General features: G+C 70.6%; 28 protein-coding genes, 1 pseudogene and 1 riboswitch. Of the genes and pseudogenes, 17 read left to right on the top strand and 12 right to left on the bottom strand.

Annotated elements, in window-relative coordinates; genetic code table 11:
• Positions 1-14: 14 nt before the first annotated feature.
• Together ACWEMY_RS21345 and ACWEMY_RS21340 are read left to right on the top strand one after the other, a co-directional pair.
• Positions 15-911, top strand: a complete 897-nt coding sequence (locus tag ACWEMY_RS21345) for an ABC transporter ATP-binding protein (RefSeq protein WP_452391415.1) — start codon at positions 15-17, stop codon at positions 909-911.
• Positions 908-1,768, top strand: a complete 861-nt coding sequence (locus tag ACWEMY_RS21340; RefSeq protein WP_452391414.1) for an ABC transporter permease — start codon at positions 908-910, stop codon at positions 1,766-1,768. The genes ACWEMY_RS21345 and ACWEMY_RS21340 overlap by 4 nt, the downstream gene beginning before the upstream one ends.
• Here the strand turns inward: ACWEMY_RS21340 and ACWEMY_RS21335 are convergent, their stop codons facing one another.
• The gene (locus ACWEMY_RS21335) at positions 1,769-2,245 is read right to left on the bottom strand and encodes a DUF4240 domain-containing protein (RefSeq protein ID WP_452391413.1); all 477 of its coding nucleotides are present in this window, start codon (positions 2,243-2,245) and stop codon (positions 1,769-1,771) included.
• 10 nt (positions 2,246-2,255) lie between these two features.
• A complete protein-coding gene (locus ACWEMY_RS21330; RefSeq protein ID WP_452391412.1) occupies positions 2,256-2,873 on the bottom strand; it encodes a TetR/AcrR family transcriptional regulator in 618 nt (205 codons plus the stop codon).
• A gap of 109 nt (positions 2,874-2,982) precedes the next feature.
• On the opposite strand from ACWEMY_RS21330, the gene ACWEMY_RS21325 reads away from it, so the two are divergent.
• Genes ACWEMY_RS21325 through ACWEMY_RS21310 form a run of 4 tightly spaced genes read left to right on the top strand, consistent with a single transcriptional unit; the run spans position 2,983 to position 4,905 of the window.
• Complete coding sequence (locus ACWEMY_RS21325; protein ID WP_452391411.1) at positions 2,983-3,636, top strand: FMN-dependent NADH-azoreductase; 654 nt, start codon at positions 2,983-2,985, stop codon at positions 3,634-3,636.
• On the top strand, positions 3,633-3,953 hold the full coding sequence (locus ACWEMY_RS21320) for a DMT family transporter (protein ID WP_375933113.1): 321 nt from the start codon (positions 3,633-3,635) through the stop codon (positions 3,951-3,953). Before ACWEMY_RS21325 ends, ACWEMY_RS21320 begins: the two co-directional genes overlap by 4 nt.
• Positions 3,954-4,008: 55 nt before the next feature.
• On the top strand, positions 4,009-4,455 hold the full coding sequence (locus tag ACWEMY_RS21315; protein ID WP_375933116.1) for an SRPBCC family protein: 447 nt from the start codon (positions 4,009-4,011) through the stop codon (positions 4,453-4,455).
• A gap of 12 nt (positions 4,456-4,467) precedes the next feature.
• A complete protein-coding gene (locus ACWEMY_RS21310; protein ID WP_375933119.1) occupies positions 4,468-4,905 on the top strand; it encodes an OsmC family peroxiredoxin in 438 nt (145 codons plus the stop codon).
• Positions 4,906-4,911: 6 nt separating this feature from the next.
• Here the strand turns inward: ACWEMY_RS21310 and ACWEMY_RS21305 are convergent, their stop codons facing one another.
• The 4 genes from ACWEMY_RS21305 to ACWEMY_RS21290 all read right to left on the bottom strand — a co-directional run bounded on the left by ACWEMY_RS21305 (position 4,912) and on the right by ACWEMY_RS21290 (position 6,928).
• Positions 4,912-5,364, bottom strand: a complete 453-nt coding sequence (locus ACWEMY_RS21305) for a hypothetical protein (protein WP_452391410.1) — start codon at positions 5,362-5,364, stop codon at positions 4,912-4,914.
• A gap of 36 nt (positions 5,365-5,400) precedes the next feature.
• On the bottom strand, positions 5,401-6,189 hold the full coding sequence (locus ACWEMY_RS21300; protein ID WP_452391409.1) for a CbtA family protein: 789 nt from the start codon (positions 6,187-6,189) through the stop codon (positions 5,401-5,403).
• Positions 6,180-6,380: a CbtB domain-containing protein gene (locus tag ACWEMY_RS21295; RefSeq protein WP_375933127.1), complete on the bottom strand. Its 201-nt coding sequence runs from the start codon at positions 6,378-6,380 to the stop codon at positions 6,180-6,182. Before ACWEMY_RS21295 ends, ACWEMY_RS21300 begins: the two co-directional genes overlap by 10 nt.
• A 32-nt stretch (positions 6,381-6,412) precedes the next feature.
• Positions 6,413-6,534, bottom strand: a riboswitch (cobalamin riboswitch).
• A 70-nt stretch (positions 6,535-6,604) separates the two neighbouring features.
• Positions 6,605-6,928: an antibiotic biosynthesis monooxygenase family protein gene (locus tag ACWEMY_RS21290; protein ID WP_375933130.1), complete on the bottom strand. Its 324-nt coding sequence runs from the start codon at positions 6,926-6,928 to the stop codon at positions 6,605-6,607.
• Positions 6,929-6,959: 31 nt separating this feature from the next.
• On the opposite strand from ACWEMY_RS21290, the gene ACWEMY_RS21285 reads away from it, so the two are divergent.
• On the top strand, positions 6,960-7,703 hold the full coding sequence (locus ACWEMY_RS21285) for an alpha/beta fold hydrolase (protein ID WP_452391408.1): 744 nt from the start codon (positions 6,960-6,962) through the stop codon (positions 7,701-7,703).
• Between the two features lie 175 nt (positions 7,704-7,878).
• Here ACWEMY_RS21285 and ACWEMY_RS21280 read toward each other — a convergent pair whose 3' ends face one another.
• Positions 7,879-8,778 (bottom strand): A/G-specific adenine glycosylase, encoded by a 900-nt coding sequence (locus ACWEMY_RS21280; protein ID WP_452391407.1) that lies wholly within the window; start codon positions 8,776-8,778, stop codon positions 7,879-7,881.
• A 60-nt stretch (positions 8,779-8,838) separates the two neighbouring features.
• On the opposite strand from ACWEMY_RS21280, the gene ACWEMY_RS21275 reads away from it, so the two are divergent.
• Complete coding sequence (locus ACWEMY_RS21275; protein WP_278260518.1) at positions 8,839-9,462, top strand: carbonic anhydrase; 624 nt, start codon at positions 8,839-8,841, stop codon at positions 9,460-9,462.
• A gap of 83 nt (positions 9,463-9,545) precedes the next feature.
• Positions 9,546-10,229, top strand: a complete 684-nt coding sequence (locus ACWEMY_RS21270) for a hypothetical protein (RefSeq protein ID WP_452391406.1) — start codon at positions 9,546-9,548, stop codon at positions 10,227-10,229.
• A gap of 144 nt (positions 10,230-10,373) precedes the next feature.
• On the opposite strand, the gene radA is transcribed toward ACWEMY_RS21270, so the two are convergent.
• Together radA and ACWEMY_RS21260 are read right to left on the bottom strand one after the other, a co-directional pair.
• Complete coding sequence (gene radA, locus ACWEMY_RS21265) at positions 10,374-11,774, bottom strand: DNA repair protein RadA (RefSeq protein WP_452391405.1); 1,401 nt, start codon at positions 11,772-11,774, stop codon at positions 10,374-10,376.
• An 82-nt stretch (positions 11,775-11,856) separates the two neighbouring features.
• Entirely contained in the window at positions 11,857-12,570 is a 714-nt protein-coding gene (locus ACWEMY_RS21260) for a hypothetical protein (RefSeq protein ID WP_452391404.1), read from the bottom strand.
• A 353-nt stretch (positions 12,571-12,923) separates the two neighbouring features.
• On the opposite strand from ACWEMY_RS21260, the gene carD reads away from it, so the two are divergent.
• From carD to ACWEMY_RS21230, 6 genes and pseudogenes are all read left to right on the top strand, one after another.
• Positions 12,924-13,412, top strand: a complete 489-nt coding sequence (carD, locus tag ACWEMY_RS21255) for an RNA polymerase-binding transcription factor CarD (protein WP_019044685.1) — start codon at positions 12,924-12,926, stop codon at positions 13,410-13,412.
• Between the two features lie 2 nt (positions 13,413-13,414).
• Positions 13,415-14,092, top strand: a pseudogene (ispD, locus tag ACWEMY_RS21250) (2-C-methyl-D-erythritol 4-phosphate cytidylyltransferase); the annotation flags it as partial.
• Positions 14,093-14,223: 131 nt separating this feature from the next.
• A complete protein-coding gene (ispF, locus tag ACWEMY_RS21245) occupies positions 14,224-14,697 on the top strand; it encodes a 2-C-methyl-D-erythritol 2,4-cyclodiphosphate synthase (protein ID WP_375933148.1) in 474 nt (157 codons plus the stop codon).
• Between the two features lie 101 nt (positions 14,698-14,798).
• On the top strand, positions 14,799-16,202 hold the full coding sequence (cysS, locus tag ACWEMY_RS21240) for a cysteine--tRNA ligase (RefSeq protein WP_375933151.1): 1,404 nt from the start codon (positions 14,799-14,801) through the stop codon (positions 16,200-16,202).
• Entirely contained in the window at positions 16,202-17,188 is a 987-nt protein-coding gene (rlmB, locus tag ACWEMY_RS21235) for a 23S rRNA (guanosine(2251)-2'-O)-methyltransferase RlmB (RefSeq protein WP_375933154.1), read from the top strand. Before cysS ends, rlmB begins: the two co-directional genes overlap by 1 nt.
• A gap of 50 nt (positions 17,189-17,238) precedes the next feature.
• Positions 17,239-17,517 (top strand): DUF4190 domain-containing protein, encoded by a 279-nt coding sequence (locus ACWEMY_RS21230; protein WP_452391403.1) that lies wholly within the window; start codon positions 17,239-17,241, stop codon positions 17,515-17,517.
• Here the strand turns inward: ACWEMY_RS21230 and ACWEMY_RS21225 are convergent, their stop codons facing one another.
• Both ACWEMY_RS21225 and ACWEMY_RS21220 read right to left on the bottom strand, forming a co-directional pair.
• The gene (locus ACWEMY_RS21225) at positions 17,518-18,324 is read right to left on the bottom strand and encodes an enoyl-CoA hydratase/isomerase family protein (protein WP_375933160.1); all 807 of its coding nucleotides are present in this window, start codon (positions 18,322-18,324) and stop codon (positions 17,518-17,520) included.
• Between the two features lie 13 nt (positions 18,325-18,337).
• A complete protein-coding gene (locus tag ACWEMY_RS21220) occupies positions 18,338-19,513 on the bottom strand; it encodes an acyl-CoA dehydrogenase family protein (RefSeq protein WP_452391402.1) in 1,176 nt (391 codons plus the stop codon).
• 142 nt (positions 19,514-19,655) lie between these two features.
• Here ACWEMY_RS21220 and ACWEMY_RS21215 point away from each other — a divergent pair, with 142 nt between their 5' ends.
• On the top strand, positions 19,656-20,279 hold the full coding sequence (locus ACWEMY_RS21215) for a hypothetical protein (RefSeq protein ID WP_452391401.1): 624 nt from the start codon (positions 19,656-19,658) through the stop codon (positions 20,277-20,279).
• Entirely contained in the window at positions 20,276-20,476 is a 201-nt protein-coding gene (locus ACWEMY_RS21210) for a transcriptional regulator (RefSeq protein WP_452391400.1), read from the top strand. Before ACWEMY_RS21215 ends, ACWEMY_RS21210 begins: the two co-directional genes overlap by 4 nt.
• Positions 20,477-20,537: 61 nt before the next feature.
• On the opposite strand, the gene ACWEMY_RS21205 is transcribed toward ACWEMY_RS21210, so the two are convergent.
• Positions 20,538-21,326 (bottom strand): AfsR/SARP family transcriptional regulator, encoded by a 789-nt coding sequence (locus ACWEMY_RS21205; protein WP_452391399.1) that lies wholly within the window; start codon positions 21,324-21,326, stop codon positions 20,538-20,540.
• Between the last annotated feature and the right edge of the window lie 51 nt (positions 21,327-21,377).

Genomic DNA, 21,377 nt, shown 5'->3' with positions numbered 1-21,377 from the left:
GGGATTCTCGATGCATGAACGATGCGATCGTCGTCACGAACGGCCTGACCAAGCGCTACGGCGCGCACCTCGCGGTGGACGCGGTCGACATGCGCGTCGCCGCAGGCGAGATCTACGGCTTCCTCGGCCCGAACGGCGCGGGCAAGACCACCACCTTGCGCATGCTGGCCGGCCTGATCCGCCCCAGCGCGGGCACCGCCACCGTCGCGGGCCACGCGCCCGGCGACCCAGCGGTCCTACGCCGCCTCGGCGTGCTCATCGAGGGCCCCGGCTTCTACCCGTACCTCTCCGGCCGCGACAACCTGCGCGTCCTGGCCCGCTACCGGGGCCACCCCGACAGCGAGGTCGACCGGGTGCTGGCCAGGGTGGGTCTGGCCGACCGCGCGGACGACCGTTTCCGCGCCTACTCCTTGGGCATGAAGCAGCGCCTCGGTGTCGGCGCCACCCTGCTCGGCCACCCCGACCTGCTGATTCTCGACGAACCGACCAACGGCCTCGACCCGGCCGGGCTCGCCGACATGCGCGCCCTCATCGTCGACCTCGCCGCCGACGGCCACACCGTCCTGCTGTCGAGTCACCAGCTGACCGAGGTGCAGGAGATCTGCCATCGCGTCGGCGTGATCTCCGGCGGACGGCTGCTCGCGGAGTCGACGGTGGCCGAATTACGCGGCACCGCATCGCTTCTGGTGCGCGCCGAACCGGTGCGTACGGCGCTGGACGCCATTCGGGCCACCGGCGCGCCCGCGCAGGCCGGGCCCGACGGCATCCGCGTCGATGTGGCGGCGGCACGGGCCCCCGAGATGGCCCGCGCGGTCGTCGGGGCGGGCGCGGACCTGAGCGAGCTGCGCGTGGACGAGAGGTCCCTGGCGGAAGTGTTCTTCGAGATGACAGCGATGGAGGTCGCGAAATGATCGGTACGACAAGGGATCTGTGGTCGAGTCTGCGCGCCGAGGCGCTGCGGTTGCGGCGCTGGCCCGCCTTCTGGATCGTGCTCGGCACCTGGGTGCTGCTCAACCTCACCTTCGCCTACCTGTTCAATTACCTCGCCTACACCTCCGGCGAAAGTGGCGCCCTGTCGGACGGCCTGCCCCGCGAGGTGCTGCTCGGGCAACTGCTGCCCGCGGCCGTGCCGGAGGTGTTCACCCAGGGCATGGCCATGTTCGGCGGGGCGCTGATGCTGCTGCTCGGCGCGCTGGCAGTCGGCAGCGGCTACGGCTGGGGTACCTGGAAGACGGTGTTCACCCAGGGGCCGGGCCGACCGGCGGCGGTCGGTGGGCTGCTGGTTGGCCTGGTGCTGGTGGTGGTCGGGCTGGTGTGCGCGGCCTTCGCCGTCGACCTCGGCGTCTCGGCGCTCATCGCGGCCACCGAGGGACAGTCGCTGGCGCTGCCGTCGGTCGAGCGTTCGGTGCTCGGAATACTCACCGGGACAGCGATTCTGGGGATGTGGACGCTGGCCGGTGCGTTCATCGGCGCGGTAGCGCGCGGTCCGGCGCTCGCTGTCGGGCTCGGCCTGGTCTGGGTGCTGGTCGTGGAGAACCTGCTGCGCGGCGTGGCGAACATCTTCGGCCCGATCGAGACCGTCACCGACCTGCTGCCCGGCACCGCCGCCGGGTCACTCGCGGGCGCCATGCGCACGGTGGACGGCCCGGCCACACCCGGGGTGCTCGACATCCTCACCCGTGGTGAGTCGCTGGGCCTGCTCGCCGCCTACGCGGTGGTGTTCGCGGCGGGCACGATCTGGCTCATGACCCGCCGCGACCTGGCCTGATCAGCTCCAGCCCGCCGGATTCGACGCCGTCTCCCGCGAGATCCCCGAACCGGTATCGGGAAAGGTGCCGAAGCGCAGATGATGCAGATGGGCGAAGAAATAGCACATCTCCTCACACTCGGCATCGGTGATCGCGGCGCTCGGATCGGCGCGCACCGCCTCGTAGTACTCGCGACCCAGCGCGACGATGAACCCGCGCGCGTAGAGGAACCCGTCGTCGGAGCCGTCGGTGATCTCCTGGATGTCGGCGCGGTCGATGTCGTAGAGCGCGCGCTCGGCGACCCGGTCGAGCGCCATCAGTTCCGCGCCGGTGAAACCCTCGGCGTGCGTGGCCAATTGGGCCAGGAAGGCGTCGAGGTGGGCGTCGAACCCGTCGTATCCCGCGCGCAGCACGGCGGCGGGGGTGGTGCCCGTCGCGGCCCAGGCGGAGTCGATCAGGGTCCAGAAGCGGGTGGTGTCGTCGTGGGTGCTCGTCACGGGGCGGACGCTACTCGCCGGGTCCGACAGATCCGTGTGGCCGCAGCAGCCGGTGGGCGAGCGTGGTCAGCCCGTCGACGATCTGGGCCTGGGTGAGCCCGCGCTCGCGCTGCTGCAGGTAGACCTCGGCGGCCAGTGGCGCCAGCGCGGTGTCGACCAGCGAATCAGGCTGCGGCACAGCGGCTTCGGTGAGCAGCGCGCGGACGTGTACCGACCAGAAGCCGTAGGCGCCGGTCGCGAAGCGGGCGCCGCCGGCCTCCGCGCCGAGCACCAGATGCGCATGGGTGCCCAGCAATTCGACCATCGCGGCGTAGAAGGCGGCCAGGCGCTCGGCGGGCGGGGCGCCGGGGCCGAGGGGTGGCTCGCCGCTGAGCAGGTGCTGTTGCAGGGCGCGTTCGTGCTCGTCGAGCAGGGCCACGGCGATGGCGGTGCGATCGGGGTAGCGGCGGTAGAGGGTGCCGCGGCCGACGCCCGCGGCCTTGGCGATGTCGTCCATGGTGACCGTGCGTGGGTCGCGGGTGGCGAAGAGTTCGGCGGCCGCCGCCAGCACCTTGGCCCGGTTGCGGGCGGCGTCGGTGCGTTCCGGCGGCGTCGCCGTGCCGGTGAGCAGGTCGGATCGAAGCTCCATGTCCTCGACTGTAGCCCAGAAACGGGAATGTGGACAAGATGTCCACTTGTGTTCTATGGTTCGTTCCACGACAAGCGGACATTATGTCCACATCTGGAGAGGCTCGACCATGACGCACCTGCTGCACCTCGACGCCAGCGCCCGCCCCACCTCCGTCAGCCGGGGTCTCGGCGCGGAATTCGTCCAGTCCTGGCGTGCCGCCGGGGCCACCGGCACCTACACCTATCGCGACCTCGCGGCCCAGCCGACGCCGTTCATCGACGCGGGCTGGACCGAACTCTGCGACGCGGTCCTGGCCGCGGGCCGCACCGACCTGCACCGGCTCGCCGACCTGGCCACCACACCCGCGGCGAAAGCGGCCTGGCGGATCGTCGAACCGCTGCTGGCCGAAGTGCTGGCCGCCGACGTGATCCTGATCGGCACGCCGATGTACAACTACTCGATCCCCGCCGCGCTGAAGGCCTGGCTCGACCAGGTCACCTTCCCGCGAATGTCGTTGGGGCAGCGCCGCTTCGTGGTGGTCAGCGCGCGCGGTGGGGCGTACTCGCCGGGCGCGCCCAAGGCGGCGTTCGACTATCAGGAGCGCTATCTGCGTGACTTCTTCGCCGGGCACTTCGCCGTCACCGACACCACCTTCGTGCACGCCGAACTGGCCAACGCGGTGCAGGACCCCAACCTGGCCCACCTGCGCGAAGCGCACGAGACCTCGTTGCTCGCCGCCCAGGTGCGGGTCCGCGAGCTGGCCGTGGAGTACGTGCGATGAGCTGGCTGATCCTCGGCCTGGCCGGGCTGGTGGAGATCGTCTGGGCGCAGACCATCAAGCCCACCGAGAACTTCACCCGCCTCGGCCCGACCCTGCTGTGCATCGCGCTGGGCTCGCTGGCGGTCTACCTGCTCTCGCGGGCCATGCAGCAGCTGCCGGTCGGCACGTCCTACGCGGTGTTCACCGGAATCGGTGCCGTCGGCGCCATCGCGCTGGGCATCGTGGTGCACAAGGACCCGCTCAGCGCGGGCCGGATCCTGGCCCTGTCGCTGATCCTGGGCGGCATCGTGCTCGCCCGGGTCACCAATCCCGAGTGACACTGCGCCACACCCGATGCGGCGTTCGTGGGGCGCGAGCCGGTACAGTCCACGGATGGACCAGCCAGTTCGCCACCCGGACCTGTCCTCACGACCGCACGAGCTGACGGTCGAGCGCGTGATGAAAGCCGCGCCCAGTCTGCTCTACGCGACCTGGACCCAGGGCTTGGATCTGTGGCTGGCGGTTCCCGGCTCGGTGCGCATGCGTCCCCTCGTCGGCGAGCCCCTCTATTTCGACACCGGCACCGCGGACAAGGGCAACCCGCACTACGGCCGGATCCTCACGCTCGAGCCGGACCGGCGCGTAGTGTTCACCTGGGTGACCGCCGCCACCGAAGGCGTGGAGACCGTGGTCGACGTCGAATTCCGCAAGCAGCCGCGCGGCATCCGGCTGCGCCTGCGGCACTCCGGGTTCCCCACCGCGGCCATTCGTGACCTGCACCAGCAGGTCTGGCCGGAGATGCTGGAACGACTCGACGAGGTCACCGGCAGCGTGGCCTAGAAAGGATTTGGCATGCCGACTCGTAGCGCACGCACCCTCTGGGCGGGCGGGCTGCAGGATGGTTCCGGACAGGTCGAACTGGTCAGCTCGGGGGTGGGCAAGTACGACGTCACCTTCCCGCGCCGCGCCGCCGACAACGCCGAGGGCACCAGCCCCGAGGAGCTCATCGCCGCGGCGCACTCCTCGTGCTACTCGATGGCGCTCTCGGCCGAGATCGCCAATGCCGGGGGCACCCCGGAGAGCCTCGACGTCACCGCCGATGTCACCCTCGCGCCCGACCCGGCCGGTGGGTTCCAGATCAGCAAGATCAAGCTGACCGTGCGCGCCGTCGCCGCCGGGCTCGACGCGCAGGGCTTCTACACCGCGGCCACCGCCGCCAAGAACGGCTGCCCGGTCAGCAAGGCGCTCAGCGGTGTCCCCGAGATCGAACTGGACGCCGAACTGATCTGAGCCGGGTCACCGCTGGGTGAACCAGCGGTGCGCCGCCGGGCTGTACATGGCCGGGATCGCGACCGCGACCGCCAGGATGTGCACGGCCCGCAGGCTCACCAGCACGGTCGACGACGGCGACAGGCCGGTGAACAGCGCGGCGAAGTCGTCGGTGGACAGCAGCACCGCCAACGGTTCGATGATCAGCGAGATCATCCCGACCACGCCGATGCCCACGGTCAGGACCGCACGCGCGATCCGGCTGCCCCGCACCATGTACAGGGCGACGGCGGCGACGACCAGATACAGGGCGAGGCGGGGCAGCAGTCCGGCCGCGGTGGCGCCGAACTCGTCGCCACCGCGCACCGCGCGCAGCACCCCCTCGGCCACCCCCGCCGCGAGCGCGGTGAGCAAGGCCCCGAAGGCGACGACCACCGCGCGGGGACGATACGCGGAAACGGAAAAGGCAGTGTCGGTCATGACACCGACACTGCCTTCACGCGATACCCGCGCGGATCACCCTGCGGTAGCGGCCTTCTCCGGTACCGCGGTGCTAGACCGCGAGGCGAACTCGGTGAGCGCGGCGAAGGCCAGGCCCAGCGACACCCACAGCGTGGTGGTCTCGGCCAGCGAGGCCACCCGGAAACGCCACAGCAGCGTCGCGGGGAAGTCCTCGGCCACCTCGTTCACCCCGGGCAGCAGGATGTAGCCGATGGTGGTGACCAGCACGAACGCGACCACCGCCGCGATGAGCCGCAGCGTGTCGAGCTGCCCGGCCAGCGCCCGGTAGGCCGCGACCGAGGCCGCGACGGCGAGCAGACCGAGTACCACGGCGGCGACCCACAGCCAGGTGCGGCTGTTGATGGTCTCCGGGTCACCCACCGCGGGCGGGTTGGCCGGGTACTTGAAGAACGGCACCGCCACGATCGCCGCCCACGCGAATCCGGCGGCGAGCAGCGACAGGCGCGGCCCCGACAGACTCGTGAAGCGGCGGGCGACATTGAGCGCGGACGCGAGCAGCGCGCCGAAGGCCATCCCGGCCAGACCGAGGGCGAGGAACTGTCCCGCCTTCTGCCCGGAGCGGCTGACCAGCGGTTCGTCCTCGTCGCCGTGTGAGTGGCCCTCGGGTTCGGCCGCCTCGTGACCGTGCTCGGCAGGAGCGGCGGCGGCTTCCTCGATGGCGATCGCGGCGTCCACCTGGGGCTCGCCGACGAAATAGCCCACTGTGGCGGCCAGCAGGCCGGCGATCAGGCCGGCCAGCAGGCCGCGCAACAGCAGGGTCTTGAGTGATCCGATCAGTGGCACGGGACACCCAGCAGGTGGCGTCCGTCGTGCATCAGCTCGTGCAGGTACATGCCGCTACGGGAGACGGCACCCTGATCGAATCCGACCAGGTACAGCGTGAGCAGTGCGAGCAGAACGACACCGACCGTGACGAGCACGGTGGCCAGGTTGTCCAGGCCGGCAGACCGGCTGGGTGAATGCGCGAGCGCCATTCGGGTCCTCCTCAGGGATACGCGTCCCACGGTCGAAGCGGTGCGAAGGTGCCGGTGTCTGGCTCTCCGGCACCGGGGACCCGGTACGTGGATACAGTGGCGCGACCGCTCCGGAATCTCACCGGATTACCGCGCACCCTCGCGTATGTTTTCCCTCGAACTGTGACAGTCGCGAGGCGCCCACGTCAATACGCGCATCCGCATGTCCAGCGGAAACGCCGCTGTCAGCCCTTGGCGGGCACGTCGAGGACGACCTCGAACTCGAGCAGCGAGGCACCCGTGGAGACCGGCTTGGGACGCTCGCCCTCACCACCGTTGCCCGCGTGCGCGGCGCGCGCCGGACCGTCGCGCCACGCGGCGAAGGATTCCTCCGAATCCCATTGCGTCACCACGAAATACCGGTTGTCACCGGCGACCGGGCGCAGCAACTGGAAGCCGAGGAAACCGGGGGAGTTCTCCACCGCGTGGGCCCGCGCGGCGAAGCGCTTCTCCAGCTCCGGACCGGCACCTTCGGGGATCTCGATCGCATTGATCTTCACAACAGCCATGACCTCGACAATACGGTGCACAATCGGCAGGGTGTTGTACGACGAAGGCGGAACCGGCGTCCCGATCCTGCTGCTGCACGGGTTGATGGGCAGTGCGCGGACCTGGTCCGATCAGTTGCCGTGGTTGCGTGAGTACGGGCACGTGTACGCCGTCGACGCGGCCGGGCACGGGCGCACCCCGCCCGCCGAGCTCAGCACCGAGGCATTCGTGGCCGATCTGGCCGGGCTCACCGCCGGGATCGGCGAGCCGATGGTGATCGTGGGGCATTCGATGGGCGCCATCCACGGCTGGGTCTTCGCGGCGACCCATCCCGAGCGGGTCCGCGCGCTGGTCGTCGAGGACATCGCCCCCGATTTCACCGGCCGCACCGCCGCGCACTGGGCCGAACTCATCCACTCCTGGCCGCAGCCGTTCGCGGACGACCAGGCGGTGCTCGACTATTTCGGGCCGGTCGCGGGCCGGTATTTCCTGCGCGCTTTCACCGGGAGCGTCGAGGGTTATCGCCTGCACGGCGAGGTCGACACCTTCCGCGCGATCTCCGAGGAATGGGGCACCCGCGATTTCTGGACCGAATGGAAATCGCTCACGATGCCCACACTGCTCATCGAGGGCGAGCACACCATCACCCCGCCGGGTCAGATGCGGACCATGGCGGAGGTGCACCCGGATGCCGAGTACGCGTGGGTCGAGGGTGCGGGGCATCTGGTGCACGACGAGCGGCCCGAGGAGTACCGCGAGCTGGTCGGCGGGTTCCTCGCCCGCGTGCTCGACTGAGCTCGCACCACCTGATTCCGATAGGGCTGCCGCCGGAGTACACGCCTGCCATCGGGTGCGCCTCGCGGTGGTGCTCGAGGCGGTGTCGGCGCAGGCGGTCCGGCGCGCAGCCCGCGTTGAGCGCGACGGCGCACAGAGGCGGCGCTCGGCGCAGTGTCGGTGCGCGGTCCGGGGGTCAGCTGCCCTCGCCTGCCAGGGCGAACAGGCCGTCCTCGGTCTGTTCGATCAGGCCGTCGACCAGCAATGAGTCCAACGCCCGCGCCCGCTGACCGGGGTCGCGGGTCCAGGCCAGATCCAGGCGCACCCGTTCGACCGGCCCCGACGCGTCGCGCAGCACATCCAGCAGCCGCCCGCGCGCCTGACGATCGGTGCCTTCGTACTTCTGCACCTTGCGCGCCACCGTGGCGGCGGGCTTCCCGGCGGCGACCCAGGCGCAATCCGGCAGCGGGCAGTCCGCGCAGCCGGGGTTGCGGGCCGTGCACACCAGGGCGCCCAGTTCCATCAGGGCGGCGGAGAACTTCGCGGCGCGGGGGACGGGCGTGGGCAGCAGGGCCTCGGTCTCGGCGAGATCGCGCGCGGCCGGGTTGCCCGGCTCGCGGCCGTGTACCGCGCGGGCCACCACGCGGCGGACGTTGGTGTCCACCACGGGAACTCGCTGACCGTAGGCGAAACAGGCGACCGCACGGGCGGTGTAGGCGCCGATGCCGGGCAGGCTCAGCAGCACGTCGACATCGGAGGGCACCACGTCACCGTGCTGTTCGGCCAGCACCCGCGCGCACTCGTGCAGCCGCAGCGCCCGGCGCGGATAGCCGAGCTTGCCCCAGGCGCGCAGCACCTCGGCCTGCGAGGACGCCGCCATCGCCGAGGGCACCGGCCAGCGCGCCACCCATTCGCGCCAGATCGGCTCCACCCGCACCACCGGCGTCTGCTGCAGCATGATCTCGCTCATCAGGATGTGCCAGGCGGTGGCCTCGGGCCTGCGCCAGGGCAGGTCGCGCGCGGTGTCGGTGAACCAGTCCAGCAGGACTTCCGCGTCGATACTCACTGTTGTCGTTCCGCCTCCGTCAGGCTTCATTTGCCGACGCGTAACGCCGCGGACTCGCTGGTAACCAACGGTCTGTGCACAATGGTCGGTATGCCTGGTTCTAATCCGATAAGTGCCTGGAAGTCACTGCGCGAAGGCAACGAGCGCTTCGTCAACGGTGATCTGCTGCATCCTAGCCAGGGCGCCGCCGATCGAGCCAAGCTCGTCGGCGGTCAACATCCGCACGCCATCCTCTTCGGCTGCGGTGACTCGCGGGTGGCCGCCGAGCTGATCTTCGACCAGGGCCTCGGCGACATGTTCGTCGTCCGGACCGCCGGTCACGTGATCGACAGCTCGGTGCTCGGCTCGATCGAGTACGGCGTCGAGGTGCTCAACGTGCCGCTGATCGTGGTCCTGGGCCACGACAGCTGTGGCGCGGTGAAGGCCACCATCGACGCCCTCGACGGCGGCGAGGTCCCTGGTGGGTTCATCCGCAGCATCGTCGAGCGGGTCACCCCGTCGATCCTGATCGGCCGCCGCGAGGGCCTGGAGACCATCGACGAGTTCGAGGCGCGGCACGTGGAGGAGACCTCGCGACTGCTCATGCAGCGGTCGATGATCATCTCCCAGCGGGTGGCCACCGGCCAGCTCGCGATCGCCAGCGTCACCTACAAGCTCGAGGACGGGCGCGCGCAGCTGCGCAGCACCGTGGGCAACATCGGCGAAATCCGGTAATACCAGCGTCGCGGTTCGGTTCCGGCCGCCGACACGCCGAGGTCATCGAGCGCGCCCCCGTGCGCTGCGCTTACCGTTGAGGCGTGCTGGAACCGAATGGACCGCTGCCACCGGAGATCTACTGGCGTCGCCGCGCGCTCGCCATCGGCATCGTCGCCGTCGCCCTCGTGCTGGTGATCTGGCTGGCCGTGATGGTCACGCGCGGCGGCGACTCCTCCGGTGAGAAACCCGTGGCGGCCACCACCACGGCGGAATCGAGCAGCGCGGACGCGTCGAGCACCACCTCCGAGTCGAGCAGTGCCACCTCGAGCACGACCGCGACGAGTACCAGCTCGGCCACCTCCAGCCCGTCGGCCACCGATCAGCCCGCGGCCCAGCCGTGCCCGGACCAGTCGCTGGCGCTGAAGGTGACCGTCGGCCAGCCGACCTACCGGGTGGGCGATCAGCCGGGGTTCGGGACCGTCATCACCAATATCTCCTCGGCGCCGTGCAGCCGTGATCTCGGCGCGGGCCCGCAGTTCCTCGTCTACACCCTCGACGGCCAGCGCAGGCTGTGGGCCAGCAACGACTGCAACCCCGACGGCCCGCCGGACCCGAAGACCCTCGCGGCCGGGCAGCAGCTGTCCTACAAGGGCACCTGGTTCGGTACCACCTCCCAGCCCGAGTGCGCGGGTGACCGGCTGCCGGTACCCGCGGGCGCCTACATGGTGGTGGCCCAGCTCGGCTCGATCCGCAGCGCCGCCGAACCGTTCAATCTCGCCGACTGACGCGCGCGCCGCGCATTGTCCGGGTGCGCGGTAGGTCACATGTTCAGGTTCGGTCGATTTGCAGGGTTCGCAAGATCGTCGGCGATGTCAATGGTTGTTGGCGTGAAATGGCCGCTCCGGCGCGGAATTCGCGGTTTGCCGGGATTATTCCGCGGCGACGGGTTCGCGTGATGCGCGGGATTTGCGGAGTTGTGCCAGGCGCAGTGCCGAACGCAGGTCGCCGACCTCGTGGATTCGCATGGAACCGATCTTGGTTTTCTCCGAACCGGGCGGCACCAGGGCGGTCGTGAAACCCAGCCGTTCGGCCTCGGCCAGGCGTCGGGACAGCCCGGTGACCTTGCGGACCTCCCCGGCCAGCCCCACCTCGCCGAGAATCACCCAGCCCGCGGGCAGCGCGATATCGGCCTCGGCCGAGGCGATGGCCAGCGCGATGGCCAAGTCGGCGGTGGGCTCGTTGAGCCGCATCCCGCCCACGGTCGCGGCGTACACGTCGTGCTTGCCGAGGAAGACCCGCCCGCGGCTCTGCAACACGGCCAGCACCATGGCGACGCGGTTGTAGTCCAGCCCGCTCACCGCGCGCCGCGGCTGCGGGATCTCGGTCTTCACCGTGAGCCCCTGCACCTCGGCGACCAGCGGGCGCTTGCCGTCCATGGCCACGGTGACGGCCGTGCCGGGCACGGTGTCGGTGCGGTGGTGCAGGAACAGCCCGGACGGGTCGTCGACGCAGGCGATGCCGTCCTCGTGCAGTTCGAAACAGCCCACCTCGTCGGCACTGCCGAAGCGGTTCTTGATGCCGCGGACCATGCGCAGCGAGGAGTTCTTGTCGCCCTCGAACTGCAGCACCACGTCCACCAGGTGCTCGAGCGTGCGCGGCCCGGCCACATTGCCGTCCTTGGTGACGTGCCCGACCAGCAGCACCGCGATCCCGCTGGCCTTGGCCAGCGAGGTGAGCGCCGCGGTGACCGCGCGCACCTGGGTGACCCCGCCGATCACCCCGTCCACCTCCGGGGCCAGCATGGTCTGCACCGAGTCGACCACCAGCAGCGACGGCCGCACCTGTTCCACGTGCCCGAGCACGATCGACAGATCCGATTCGGCCGCCAGATACACCCGGTCGTGCACCGCGTTGGTCCGGTCGGCCCGCAGCCGCACCTGCCCGGCCGACTCCTCGGCGGTCACGTAGAGCGCGGTCTCCTGCCGCTGCGCGGCCCAGCGGGCGGCCACCTCGAGCAGCAGCGTCGACTTGCCCACCCCCGGCTCACCCGACAGCAGCACCACCGAGCCGGGCACCACCCCGCCCCCGAGCACCCGGTCCAGCTCGCTGACCCCCGTCGACCGCGCCCGGGTGACCTTGGCGTCGATCTGCGACAGCGGCGCGGCGGCCGTGCTCGGCAGCATGGCCCGCCGTCCCGGCGCCGCGGCCGCCGCCGAGACGGCCACCTCGTTCACCGTGCCCCAGGCGCCGCAATCCGGGCACTTACCGACCCACTTGGACACCTCGTGCGAGCACGCGGTGCATCGGTAGACAGCTTTGGTCTTGGCCACACGCGCACCCTACGGACCGGCTCCGACAAAAAGGAAAGCCGCCGCGGCGAACCGCGACGGCTTCTCTGTCGGACCGAAAGTCTCAGTGACCGCCGGCGCCCTCGGGGGCCGGGCCGGACTTCTCGTTCTCCACGCGGATGGTCGCGGCCGCGTCCACCGGGACCGACACCTGCACGGTGCCCGCGTCCTTGAAGTTGAAGGTGACGTTGTAGGTCAGGCCGGGGGTGATGTCCTCGGTCAGGCCTGTGATCTCGATCGAGCCGGGCTGGGCGGCCGGGTCGTTGGAGGGCTTGTCGCCCTCGGCCTGGCCCGCGGTGGTCGGGGCGGCGGAGGTGGTCGGCGCGGCCGAGGTGGTGGTCGGGGCGGCGTGGTGGTCGTCGGCCGCCGGGCCGCCGGGCGCGTTGACCGGGCCGATGACCACGGTCTGCTGCGGCGCGAGCACCAGCTTGCTGTCGCTGGCGGGGCCGGTCAGCTTGACCTGGCCGAGGTCGGTGCTGACGCTGGTCAGCTCGTCGGTGACGGTCTCGCTGCCGTTGATGATCGACAGCGACAGCACGGCCCGGCCGCCCTTGTCGTGCTCGGCGTCGGCCTCGGGGTAGATGATGTGCACATTGCGCAGCGAGATCGCGCCCACCTCGGCGTGGTTGCCGTTGATGGCGGCGGCCTGCGACGAGGTCTGGGTGTGCTGGCCGGCACTGCAGCCGCTCAGGGCGATGCCCGCGGCAGCGGCGAGCGCGGCAACCGTCGCCATGCGACGTCGCGCCGACGGGGCGGTCACAGCTTTCAGGGCAGTCACGGTTAGTCCTCCATGTCGACCGGGCTCACTCCGTCCCGATGAGGGGAGCGGAGGGTAGTAACTAGGCAGCGTAGTAGTTGGCTCCGCGCGTGTGGCGTCCGGGCTCGCGACGCGCGGGCGCGGAAGTAACAGTTCGGTGTCCGGACCGGGGTTGCCGGATCGATGCCCGGTGCTCGGGGCACGCATATCGGTCGCTGTGCTGGCGGTTAACCCGTTCTGGCACAACGCAATGCACACCGATTCTTTCTTGTCAACCCCTAGGATGGCCTCGTTGTGGCCCTGACCTGCACAGTTGATCGCGCCGTTATCGAGTCGCATGTTAAACTGTGAACATCGAAAGGGGCACGGGACACATGATTTTTAAGGTCGGAGACACCGTCGTTTACCCCCACCACGGAGCGGCGCTGATCGAAGCAATCGAGACCCGCACCATCAAGGGTGTGCAGAAAGAGTATCTGGTCCTGAAGGTTGCGCAAGGCGACCTGACCGTTCGGGTTCCCGCAGAGAACGCCGAATACGTCGGCGTCCGTGACGTCGTCGGCCAGGAGGGTCTCGACCGCGTCTTCCAGGTGCTGCGCGCGCCACACACGGAGGAGCCGACCAACTGGTCCCGCCGGTACAAGGCCAACCTCGAGAAGCTCGCCTCCGGCGATGTGAACAAGGTGGCCGAGGTCGTGCGTGATCTGTGGCGTCGTGAGCAGGACCGCGGCCTGTCCGCCGGTGAGAAGCGGATGCTGGCCAAGGCTCGTCAGATCCTCGTCGGTGAGCTCGCGCTCGCCGAGGGCACCGACGACGGCAAGGCCGAATCGCTGCTCGACGAGGTCCTCGCCGCGGCTTCCTAGAAGTGCGACCTGTCGTAGCACTGGTCCCTGCCGCCGGTCGTGGCGTGCGCCTGGGTGAGTCCACCCCGAAGGCGTTCGTCCCGGTCGGCGGCACACCTATGGTCCGGCTGGCGGTCGACGGGCTGATCGCGTCCGGTGCGGTGCACCGGGTGGTCGTCGTCGTACCCATCGAGCTGGTCGATGCCGCGTCCGCTCTGCTGTCCACCACCTCACTGACCGGCGGTTCGATGCCCCCTGTGCCGGTGCAGGTCGTCGTTGGCGGCGCCGAGCGCACGGATTCGGTGCGCGCCGGGATCGCGGCCGCGCTCGACGCGGCGTTCTACCTCGTGCACGACGCCGCTCGCGCGCTCACCCCGCCGGAACTCATCGCCCGGGTGGCCGCCGAGCTGCACGCGGGCGCCCAGGCCGTCGTTCCGGCGCTCCCGGTGGTCGACACGGTGAAATCGGTCGACGACCAGGGCGTCGTCACCGGCACTCCCGAGCGCGCCCACCTGCGCGCCGTCCAGACCCCCCAGGGCTTCGACGCCGAACTGCTGCGCCGCGCCTACGCCACCGAGGCAGGCGCCACCGACGATGCCGGCCTGGTCGAACGCCTCGGCGTCGCCGTCCGCACCGTCACCGGCGACCCGCTCGCCTTCAAGATCACCACCCCGCTCGACCTGCGCCTGGCCGACGCCCTGCGTGCCGACCAGGCGGAGCGCACGGAATCGGCCCTCGCCGCACCCACCCCGTCGTCGGCTGACGTCACCGGCTCGGCCCCGGCCGACCGAGCCGACCTCGCCCAGACCGCCGCGAAGCAGGCGGTCGACCGGTGAGAGTCGGTATCGGCAGCGACGTGCACCCCATCGAACCCGGTCGTCCCTGCTGGATGGCCGGACTGCTGTTCCCCGACGCCGACGGCTGCGCGGGCCACTCTGACGGTGACGTCGCCGCCCACGCGCTGTGCGACGCCCTGCTCTCGGCCGCCGGTCTCGGCGATGTCGGCGCGGTCTTCGGCGTCGGCCGCCCGGAATGGGCCGGGGTCACCGGCGCCGCCATGCTCACCGAGGTCCGCAGGCTGCTGGCCGAGGAGGGTTTCTCGGTGGTCAATGCCGCCGTGCAGGTCATCGGGAACCGGCCCAAGATCGGTCCGCGCCGCGCCGAGGCGCAGAAAGTTCTCGGCGAATTACTCGACGCTCCCGTGTCGGTGTCCGGCACGACCACCGATGGATTAGGGCTCACCGGCCGTGGCGAAGGCGTCGCCGCGATCGCCACCTGTCTGTTGGCGGATATTCCGCAGTCCTGACGGCTGCCGGAAACTCCGCCGCCACCGCTCGCCGCTCGACCCGCCCGGCGACCACCGGCCGGTCAATCGCACGCCCATCCCACCGACTAGGATCGAATGCCGTGACCTTGCGCCTTTTTGACACCGACACGCGGACCCTGCGGGAATTCACCCCGCTGGTCCCCGGCCGTGCCTCGGTGTATCTGTGTGGGGCCACCGTGCAGGGTCAGCCCCATATCGGGCATGTACGCAGTGGCGTCGCCTTCGACGTCCTGCGCCGCTGGCTGCTCGCGCACGACTTCGACGTGTGGTTCATCCGCAATGTCACCGATATCGACGACAAGATCCTGAACAAGGCCGCCGAGGCGGGCAGGCCGTGGTGGGAATGGGCAGCCACCCACGAGCGTGCCTTCGACGCCGCCTACGAGGTGCTCGGCGTGCTGCCACCCTCGGCCGAACCGCGCGCGACCGGTCACATCACCCAGATGGTCGGGCTGATGGAACGGCTGATCGAGCGCGGGCACGCCTACGCCGCCGACGGTGACGTCTACTTCGACGTGCTGAGCTGGCCGAACTACGGCGAGCTGTCCGGCCACAAACTCGACGACGTGCACCAGGGCGAGACCCCCACCCGCGGCAAACGCGATCCCCGCGATTTCACGCTGTGGAAGTCGGCCAAGCCGGGCGAGCCGAGCTGGCCCTCGCCGTGGGGCCCCGGCCGCCCCGGCTGGCATCTGGAATGCTCGGCGATGGCCGAGTTCTATCTGGGTGGCGAATTCGATATCCATTGCGGTGGCATGGATTTGATTTTCCCGCACCACGAGAACGAGATCGCCCAGTCCAAGGCCGCCGGTGACGGATTCGCCCGTTACTGGCTGCACAACGGCTGGGTGACCATGGGCGGCGAGAAAATGTCGAAGTCGCTCGGCAATGTGCTCTCGGTGCCCAATGTGCTCACCCGGGTGCGCCCGGTGGAATTGCGTTTCTATCTGGGCAGCGCGCATTACCGCTCGATGCTCGAATACTCCGACAAGGCGCTCGACGACGCCGTCGCCTCCTATCAGCGCATCGAGGCGTTCGTGCAGCGGGTGCTCGATCGCGCCGGTGAGGTGCCGGTCGGCAAATGGACCGACGGATTCGCCGCCGCCCTCGACGACGATCTGGCGATTCCGAAGGCGCTGGCCGAGATCCACCACGTGGTGCACGAGGGCAACCGGGCGATGGAGTCCGGCGCGCTCGAGACCGCGGTCGAGCTGGCCGGGCAGGTGCGCGCGATGCTGGGGATTCTCGGCGTCGACCCGCTGGACCCGCAGTGGTACACCCCCGCCGACAACTCGGCGGCCTTCGACGCGCTCGACGTGCTGGTCCGCTCCGAGCTGGACCGCCGGGCGAGCGCGCGGGCGGAGAAGAACTGGGCAGAAGCCGATGCCGCACGGGATCGGCTCGTGGCGGCGGGTATCGAGGTCACCGATACCCCGCAGGGGCCGGAATGGTCGCTGGGCGCAGCTAGCGGAAAGGCGAACTGATGGCAGGCAATTCACAGCGACGCGGAGCGATCAGGAAGGGCGGCACCAAGAAGGGTGCCGTCGTCGGTTCCGGCGGCAAGCGCCGTCGCGGCCTCGAGGGCCGGGGCGCGACCCCGCCCGCCGAGGCGCGCACCAAGCATCCCGCCGCCAAGCGGGCGGCCGCGGCCGCCAAAGCCAAGGCGGCACAGCAGAACCGGCCCACCGGTAAGTCGGGTGTGCCGCGCGCGGGCCGCAAGTCCGACGACGGTCCGGAGCTGGTGCTCGGGCGCAACCCCGTGCTCGAGTGTCTGCGCGCCGATGTGCCCGCCACCGCGCTGTACGTGGCGGTCGGCACCGAGAACGACGACCGCCTCTCCGAGAGCGTGCAGCGCGCGGCCGATCTGGGGATCTCCATCCTCGAGGTGCCGCGCACCGATCTGGACCGGTTGAGCGCCAACGGCTTGCACCAGGGCGTGGCCCTGCAGGTGCCGCCGTACCGCTACGCCCACCCCGACGACCTGCTCGACCGGGTGAAGGTCTCCGGCGAGCCCGGCCTGCTGGTGGCGCTGGACAACATCTCCGATCCGCGCAACCTCGGCGCGGTGATCCGCTCGGTGGCCGCGTTCGGCGGTCAGGGCGTGGTCATCCCGCAGCGGCGCAGCGCCAGCGTGACCGCGGTGGCCTGGCGCACCAGCGCCGGTGCCGCGGCGCGGCTGCCCGTCGCTAGGGCCACCAACCTGACCCGCACGCTCAAGGACTGGGCCTCGCAGGGCTTCCAGATCGTCGGCCTCGACGCCGGGGGCGACACGCCGCTCGACGAATTCGACGGCAGCATGCCGACGGTGGTCGTCGTCGGGTCCGAGGGCAAGGGCCTGTCGCGGCTGGTGCGCGAGAACTGCGACTCGATCCTGAGCATCCCGATGGCCGGTCCGGTCGAATCGCTCAACGCCTCCGTCGCCGCCGGTGTGGTGCTGGCCGACATCGCCCGACAGCGCCGTCTGGGCTGACTGTGCGCGGATGACGCGCAAACCCGCTCTCTCGCCGTAGAATTCGATCCGTGGCCATTCCCTATCAGCCGATCGGCGAGACGGTCGAGCACCCGCAGGCGAACCTGATCCTCGTGCTCGGGCTGCTCAGCCCGTTCTGCTGTGGGATCTTCGGGCCGGTCGCGTGGGTGCTCGGCAAGCGGGCGCTCAATCAGATCGACTCGTCCTACGGCGCGCTCAGCGGGCGGTCCCAGGTGCTGATCGGGTACATCGCCGGGATCGTCGGGACCATCCTGATGATCCTGTTCGCGCTGCTGTATCTGGCCGGTTCCTGCAACGGGAACTTCTAGTCAGTCCTCGAGGCCGCGGCGGTCGGTGCCCGCGTCCCAGGCGGGCCACTCGCCGCTGATGCTGCCGGTCCAGTTCGGCGCGCGGCGTTCGCGGAAGGCCGCCATCGCCTCACCGCCGTCGACGCTCTTGGCGACGTGCGCGTTGAGCTCGGACTCGAGCTGACCGACCACGGCCGGGGTCATGCCCAGGCTCTCCCAGATCAGCCGCTTGGACAGCGCCACCGGCAGCGGCGCCGGACCACCGGCGATGTCGTGGGCCACCGACATGGCGGTGGGCAGCACCTCGCCCGCGGGCAGGCTGGCATTGGCCAGACCCATCGACTTGGCCTCGTCACCGTCGAAGGTGCGGCCGGTGAGCATGATGTCGGCGGCGTTGGCGAGCCCGGCCAGGCGCGGCACGGTCCAGTGCGCGTAGCCGTCGGCCAGCACGCCGCGGCGCACCTGGCTCAGCCCGTAGACGGCGTCGCGGGCGAAATAGCGCAGGTCGCACTGCAGGGCCAGGGCCAGCCCGATCCCGACCGCGTGCCCGTTCACCGCCGCGATCACCGGCTTGCGGACCTGCCAGGGCGGCGGGTCGAGGGTCGCGCTCACCTCGCCGGCCCGGGCGGAGAGGTCGGCCCCGGCGCAGAAGGCGGGGGCGGTGCCGGTGATGACGACGGCGCGGATGGCGTCCTCGGTATCGCAGCGGCGCAGCGCGGCGCTGAGCTCGGCGGCCATCGTGGGGGTGACGGCGTTCTGCTGGGCGGGACGGTTGAGCGTGAGCACGGCGACGCCGCCTGCGACGTCGACGAGCAGTTCCGGACTCATGGGCCGAATGGTACTAGCGCTCGCGCAGCAGATGCCTGCCGATCGCGTACTTGTGCACTTCGGTGGGCCCGTCGTAGAGCCGGAACGCGCGCATGTCCCGGAACAACATCTCGACCACCGTCTCGTCGCTGATGCCGATGCCACCGAGGATCTGCACGCAGCGATCGGTGACCTTGAACAGCTCCTCGGAGACGTAGGACTTGGCCATCGAGGATTCGTGCCTGGCCTGCCGGCCCTGGTCCATCAGCCAGCAGCTGTGCCAGATCGTCAACCGGCACTGGTGCAGCGCGACCTCGTTGTCGGCGAGCATGAACGACACGCCCTCGTGCTCGCCGATCGGCTTGCCGAAGGCGGTGCGGGTGCGCGCGTAGTCCAGCGCGATGCTCTGCGCGCGTTCGGCCGCACCGAGCCAGCGCATGCAGTGGGTGAGCCGGGCCGGGGCCAGCCGCAGCTGGGCGTAGCGCAGCGCCTCGCCGGTGCGCCCGAGCACCGCTGACGCGGGCAGGGTGAGGTTCTCGAAGCGCACCACGGCGTGCCCGCCGACGTAGTTGCGGTCCATCGTGTTCATGATCCGCTCGATGACGATGCCCTCGGCGTCGCCGTCGGCCAGGAACAGCGTGGGGCCCGCGGGCAGGTGCGGGTTGTCGGCGAGCCGGGCCATGATGATCCACGTCTTGGCGCCGTCGGCACCGGTGATCAGCCATTTGCGCCCGTTGATCACGAAGTTCTCGCCGTCGTAGACGGCCTCGGTGCGCAGCTGGCCGGGGTCGGAGCCCGCCCCGTCGGGTTCGGTCATCGCGAACACCGAGCGCTGTTCGCCGCGGATCACCGGCAGCAGATACCGCTCGGCCTGCTCGGGATCGGCGACCTTGCCGAGCAGGAACATATTGCCCTCGTCGGGCGCGGCACAGTTCATCGCGACCGGTCCCAGCGTCGACCAGCCCGCCGCCTCGTACACCACCGCCTGCTCGACATGACTCAACCCGAGCCCACCGAACTCCTCGGACGCCTGCACGGTGAGCAGCCGCTCCTTGCGCGCCAGGGCGACGAGTTCGGCGCGCAGTTCGTCGGTCGGCCCGTGCTGGGTGAGCCGTGGATCGCGCTCGAACGGCACGATCTGCTCGACGACGAAGGCGCGCACACGATCGCGCAGGGCGGCGAGGTCCTCGGGCACTGTGAAGTCGATCATGTCGGCATTGTGCCCGCCCGGCCATCGTGGCGACCGGCTTTTCCGGTGCTATCGGAGCGCGAGAGAACGACGGTGGCCGCGCGATACCCGGTCCTGTGACTGTGGAGGGTGCCCCGCCGAGAACGGACAAAGGAGAGTCGAGATGTCCGAGGCATTGTGCGAGAGTCCGATCTGCCGAAGCGCCGACCCGCGGTCCGAGGGTGCCCGGGTGTGTCCCGGCTGCCTGGCCGCCTTCACCGAGACGCTGCGGCAACTGCCGCGCGCCTACCACCGCTGCGGCGAACTCCTGCAGGGTGAGCGCACCCGGACATTGCCGCGGCGGCGCGGGGGCAGGCGGTCCGGGATCGTGCTGGCCGACGCGCTGCTGACCGCGCGGACCGAGATCGCGGCGCTGACCGAGTCGTGGGCGGCCCTGGTCGTCGACGAGGCGCGGCCGCCGAGGCGCCCGCGCCGGACCGTGCACCACCTGGTGGAGTTCCTCGTCGAGCACCGCGACTGGCTGGCCGCGCATCCGGCCGTCACCGACGCGATCGAGGAGTTCGGCGAGCTGCACGCCAGGGCGGCGGCGGCGATCGATCCGGCGCCCGAGCGGATCGAGGTCGGCCGGTGCGCGCGGCCCGGCTGTGGCTGCGCGGTCCACGCCGAACTCGGTGCGGCGCCGGGCGAGCTGGTGTGCTGCACAGCCGGGCATGCCGTGCCGCCGCAGCAGTGGCTCGGTCTGCGTGGTGCTGCCCCGCGCGTGCGGCGGGCGGAGTCGGTCGCGTGAGCGGGCCGGACCCGCGCGCGCTGGTCCCGACGGAACTGGCCGCCCTCGCGGCGGGCGTCGAGCAGGCCACCATCCGGCAGTGGGCCCGGCGCGGCAAGCTGACTCGCTACGGCACCCCGCGCCGCGCGCGCTACGACCTGTCCGAGCTGGTTCCGCTGCGCGCCCGCACAGACGCTGCCGGTGGCCAGGCGCCCTGAGGCAGGCCGCGTCGACATCGGCCCGCCGCGGGCTCCCCGGCGGGCGGTCCGATCGCCGAGGCTAGCCCGCCTGCCGGACCGGCTCGAACCAGGCGGGCCGGGCCAGGCGCGCGCCGCCGCCGAGGATCGCCTGCTCGAGTTCCCGCAGTTGCGCCGACGGCTCCAGCCCGACCTGCTGGATCAGCGCGGCCCGCGCCTGCTGGTAGACCTCGAGCGCTTCGGCCGAACGCCCGCAGCGGTGCAGCGCGAGCATCAGGTAGCCGTAGGCTTCTTCGCGCAGGGGGTAGGCGTCGATGTGTTCGCGCAGCTCCGGGATGATCTCGCGGTCGCGCCCCAGCTCGAGGCCGATCCGGAGGACCGAGAGCTGGGCGGCCACCCGGCGCTCGGTGAAGCGGTGGGCGATGCGCTGGATGTGGCCGCTGGGCGTGTCGGCGAGCAGCGGCCCGCGCCATAGCGGTAGCGCGCGGCGCAGGGTCACCATCGCCGCGGTCGGGTCGCCGTCGCTCTCCTGGGCGCGGGCCAGGGTGACCAGGTCCTCGAAGCGCTCGCTGTCGAGGTCGGCGCGCTCGATGAGCAGCCGGTAGCCGGGCGAGCGGGTCTCGATGCCCGCCGGACACCGGCTGTCGGTGAGCACCCGGCGCAGGGCCGAGACGCAGATCTGGATCTGCGAGCGCGCGGTGGTCGGCGGCTGGCCGTCCCAGACCGCGTCGATCATCGCCTCGACCGAGGTCAGGCGGTTCGCGTTCAGGGCGAGCAAGCCCAGTGCGGCACGTTGACGATAGGAGTCGACCCGCGCGATCCCGGCGAGCCCTTCGATCTCGAGCGGACCGAGAATTCTGATACCAACCATGCTGCGTCCATCCATCCGAACCGAGCGCACGGGGTGTGGCCCCCGCGTTGT

The sequence above is a fragment of the Nocardia sp. NPDC004415 genome (assembly GCF_053602435.1).
Note: the sequence above shows the minus strand (reverse complement) of the source record. Positions and strands in the feature narration are given on the sequence as shown.

What these genes read in the sequence shown, in the direction of transcription:
- ACWEMY_RS21345 (WP_452391415.1), top strand. Translation starts at nt 15, where the DNA reads ATGAACGATGCGATCGTCGTCACGAACGGCCTGACCAAGCGCTACGGC.
- ACWEMY_RS21340 (WP_452391414.1), top strand. Translation starts at nt 908, where the DNA reads ATGATCGGTACGACAAGGGATCTGTGGTCGAGTCTGCGCGCCGAGGCG.
- ACWEMY_RS21330 (WP_452391412.1), bottom strand. Translation starts at nt 2,873, where the DNA reads ATGGAGCTTCGATCCGACCTGCTCACCGGCACGGCGACGCCGCCGGAA.
- ACWEMY_RS21325 (WP_452391411.1), top strand. Translation starts at nt 2,983, where the DNA reads ATGACGCACCTGCTGCACCTCGACGCCAGCGCCCGCCCCACCTCCGTC.
- ACWEMY_RS21320 (WP_375933113.1), top strand. Translation starts at nt 3,633, where the DNA reads ATGAGCTGGCTGATCCTCGGCCTGGCCGGGCTGGTGGAGATCGTCTGG.
- ACWEMY_RS21315 (WP_375933116.1), top strand. Translation starts at nt 4,009, where the DNA reads ATGGACCAGCCAGTTCGCCACCCGGACCTGTCCTCACGACCGCACGAG.
- ACWEMY_RS21310 (WP_375933119.1), top strand. Translation starts at nt 4,468, where the DNA reads ATGCCGACTCGTAGCGCACGCACCCTCTGGGCGGGCGGGCTGCAGGAT.
- ACWEMY_RS21305 (WP_452391410.1), bottom strand. Translation starts at nt 5,364, where the DNA reads ATGACCGACACTGCCTTTTCCGTTTCCGCGTATCGTCCCCGCGCGGTG.
- ACWEMY_RS21295 (WP_375933127.1), bottom strand. Translation starts at nt 6,380, where the DNA reads ATGGCGCTCGCGCATTCACCCAGCCGGTCTGCCGGCCTGGACAACCTG.
- ACWEMY_RS21290 (WP_375933130.1), bottom strand. Translation starts at nt 6,928, where the DNA reads ATGGCTGTTGTGAAGATCAATGCGATCGAGATCCCCGAAGGTGCCGGT.
- ACWEMY_RS21280 (WP_452391407.1), bottom strand. Translation starts at nt 8,778, where the DNA reads ATGAAGCCTGACGGAGGCGGAACGACAACAGTGAGTATCGACGCGGAA.
- ACWEMY_RS21275 (WP_278260518.1), top strand. Translation starts at nt 8,839, where the DNA reads ATGCCTGGTTCTAATCCGATAAGTGCCTGGAAGTCACTGCGCGAAGGC.
- carD (WP_019044685.1), top strand. Translation starts at nt 12,924, where the DNA reads ATGATTTTTAAGGTCGGAGACACCGTCGTTTACCCCCACCACGGAGCG.
- rlmB (WP_375933154.1), top strand. Translation starts at nt 16,202, where the DNA reads ATGGCAGGCAATTCACAGCGACGCGGAGCGATCAGGAAGGGCGGCACC.
- ACWEMY_RS21225 (WP_375933160.1), bottom strand. Translation starts at nt 18,324, where the DNA reads ATGAGTCCGGAACTGCTCGTCGACGTCGCAGGCGGCGTCGCCGTGCTC.
- ACWEMY_RS21220 (WP_452391402.1), bottom strand. Translation starts at nt 19,513, where the DNA reads ATGATCGACTTCACAGTGCCCGAGGACCTCGCCGCCCTGCGCGATCGT.
- ACWEMY_RS21215 (WP_452391401.1), top strand. Translation starts at nt 19,656, where the DNA reads ATGTCCGAGGCATTGTGCGAGAGTCCGATCTGCCGAAGCGCCGACCCG.
- ACWEMY_RS21205 (WP_452391399.1), bottom strand. Translation starts at nt 21,326, where the DNA reads ATGGTTGGTATCAGAATTCTCGGTCCGCTCGAGATCGAAGGGCTCGCC.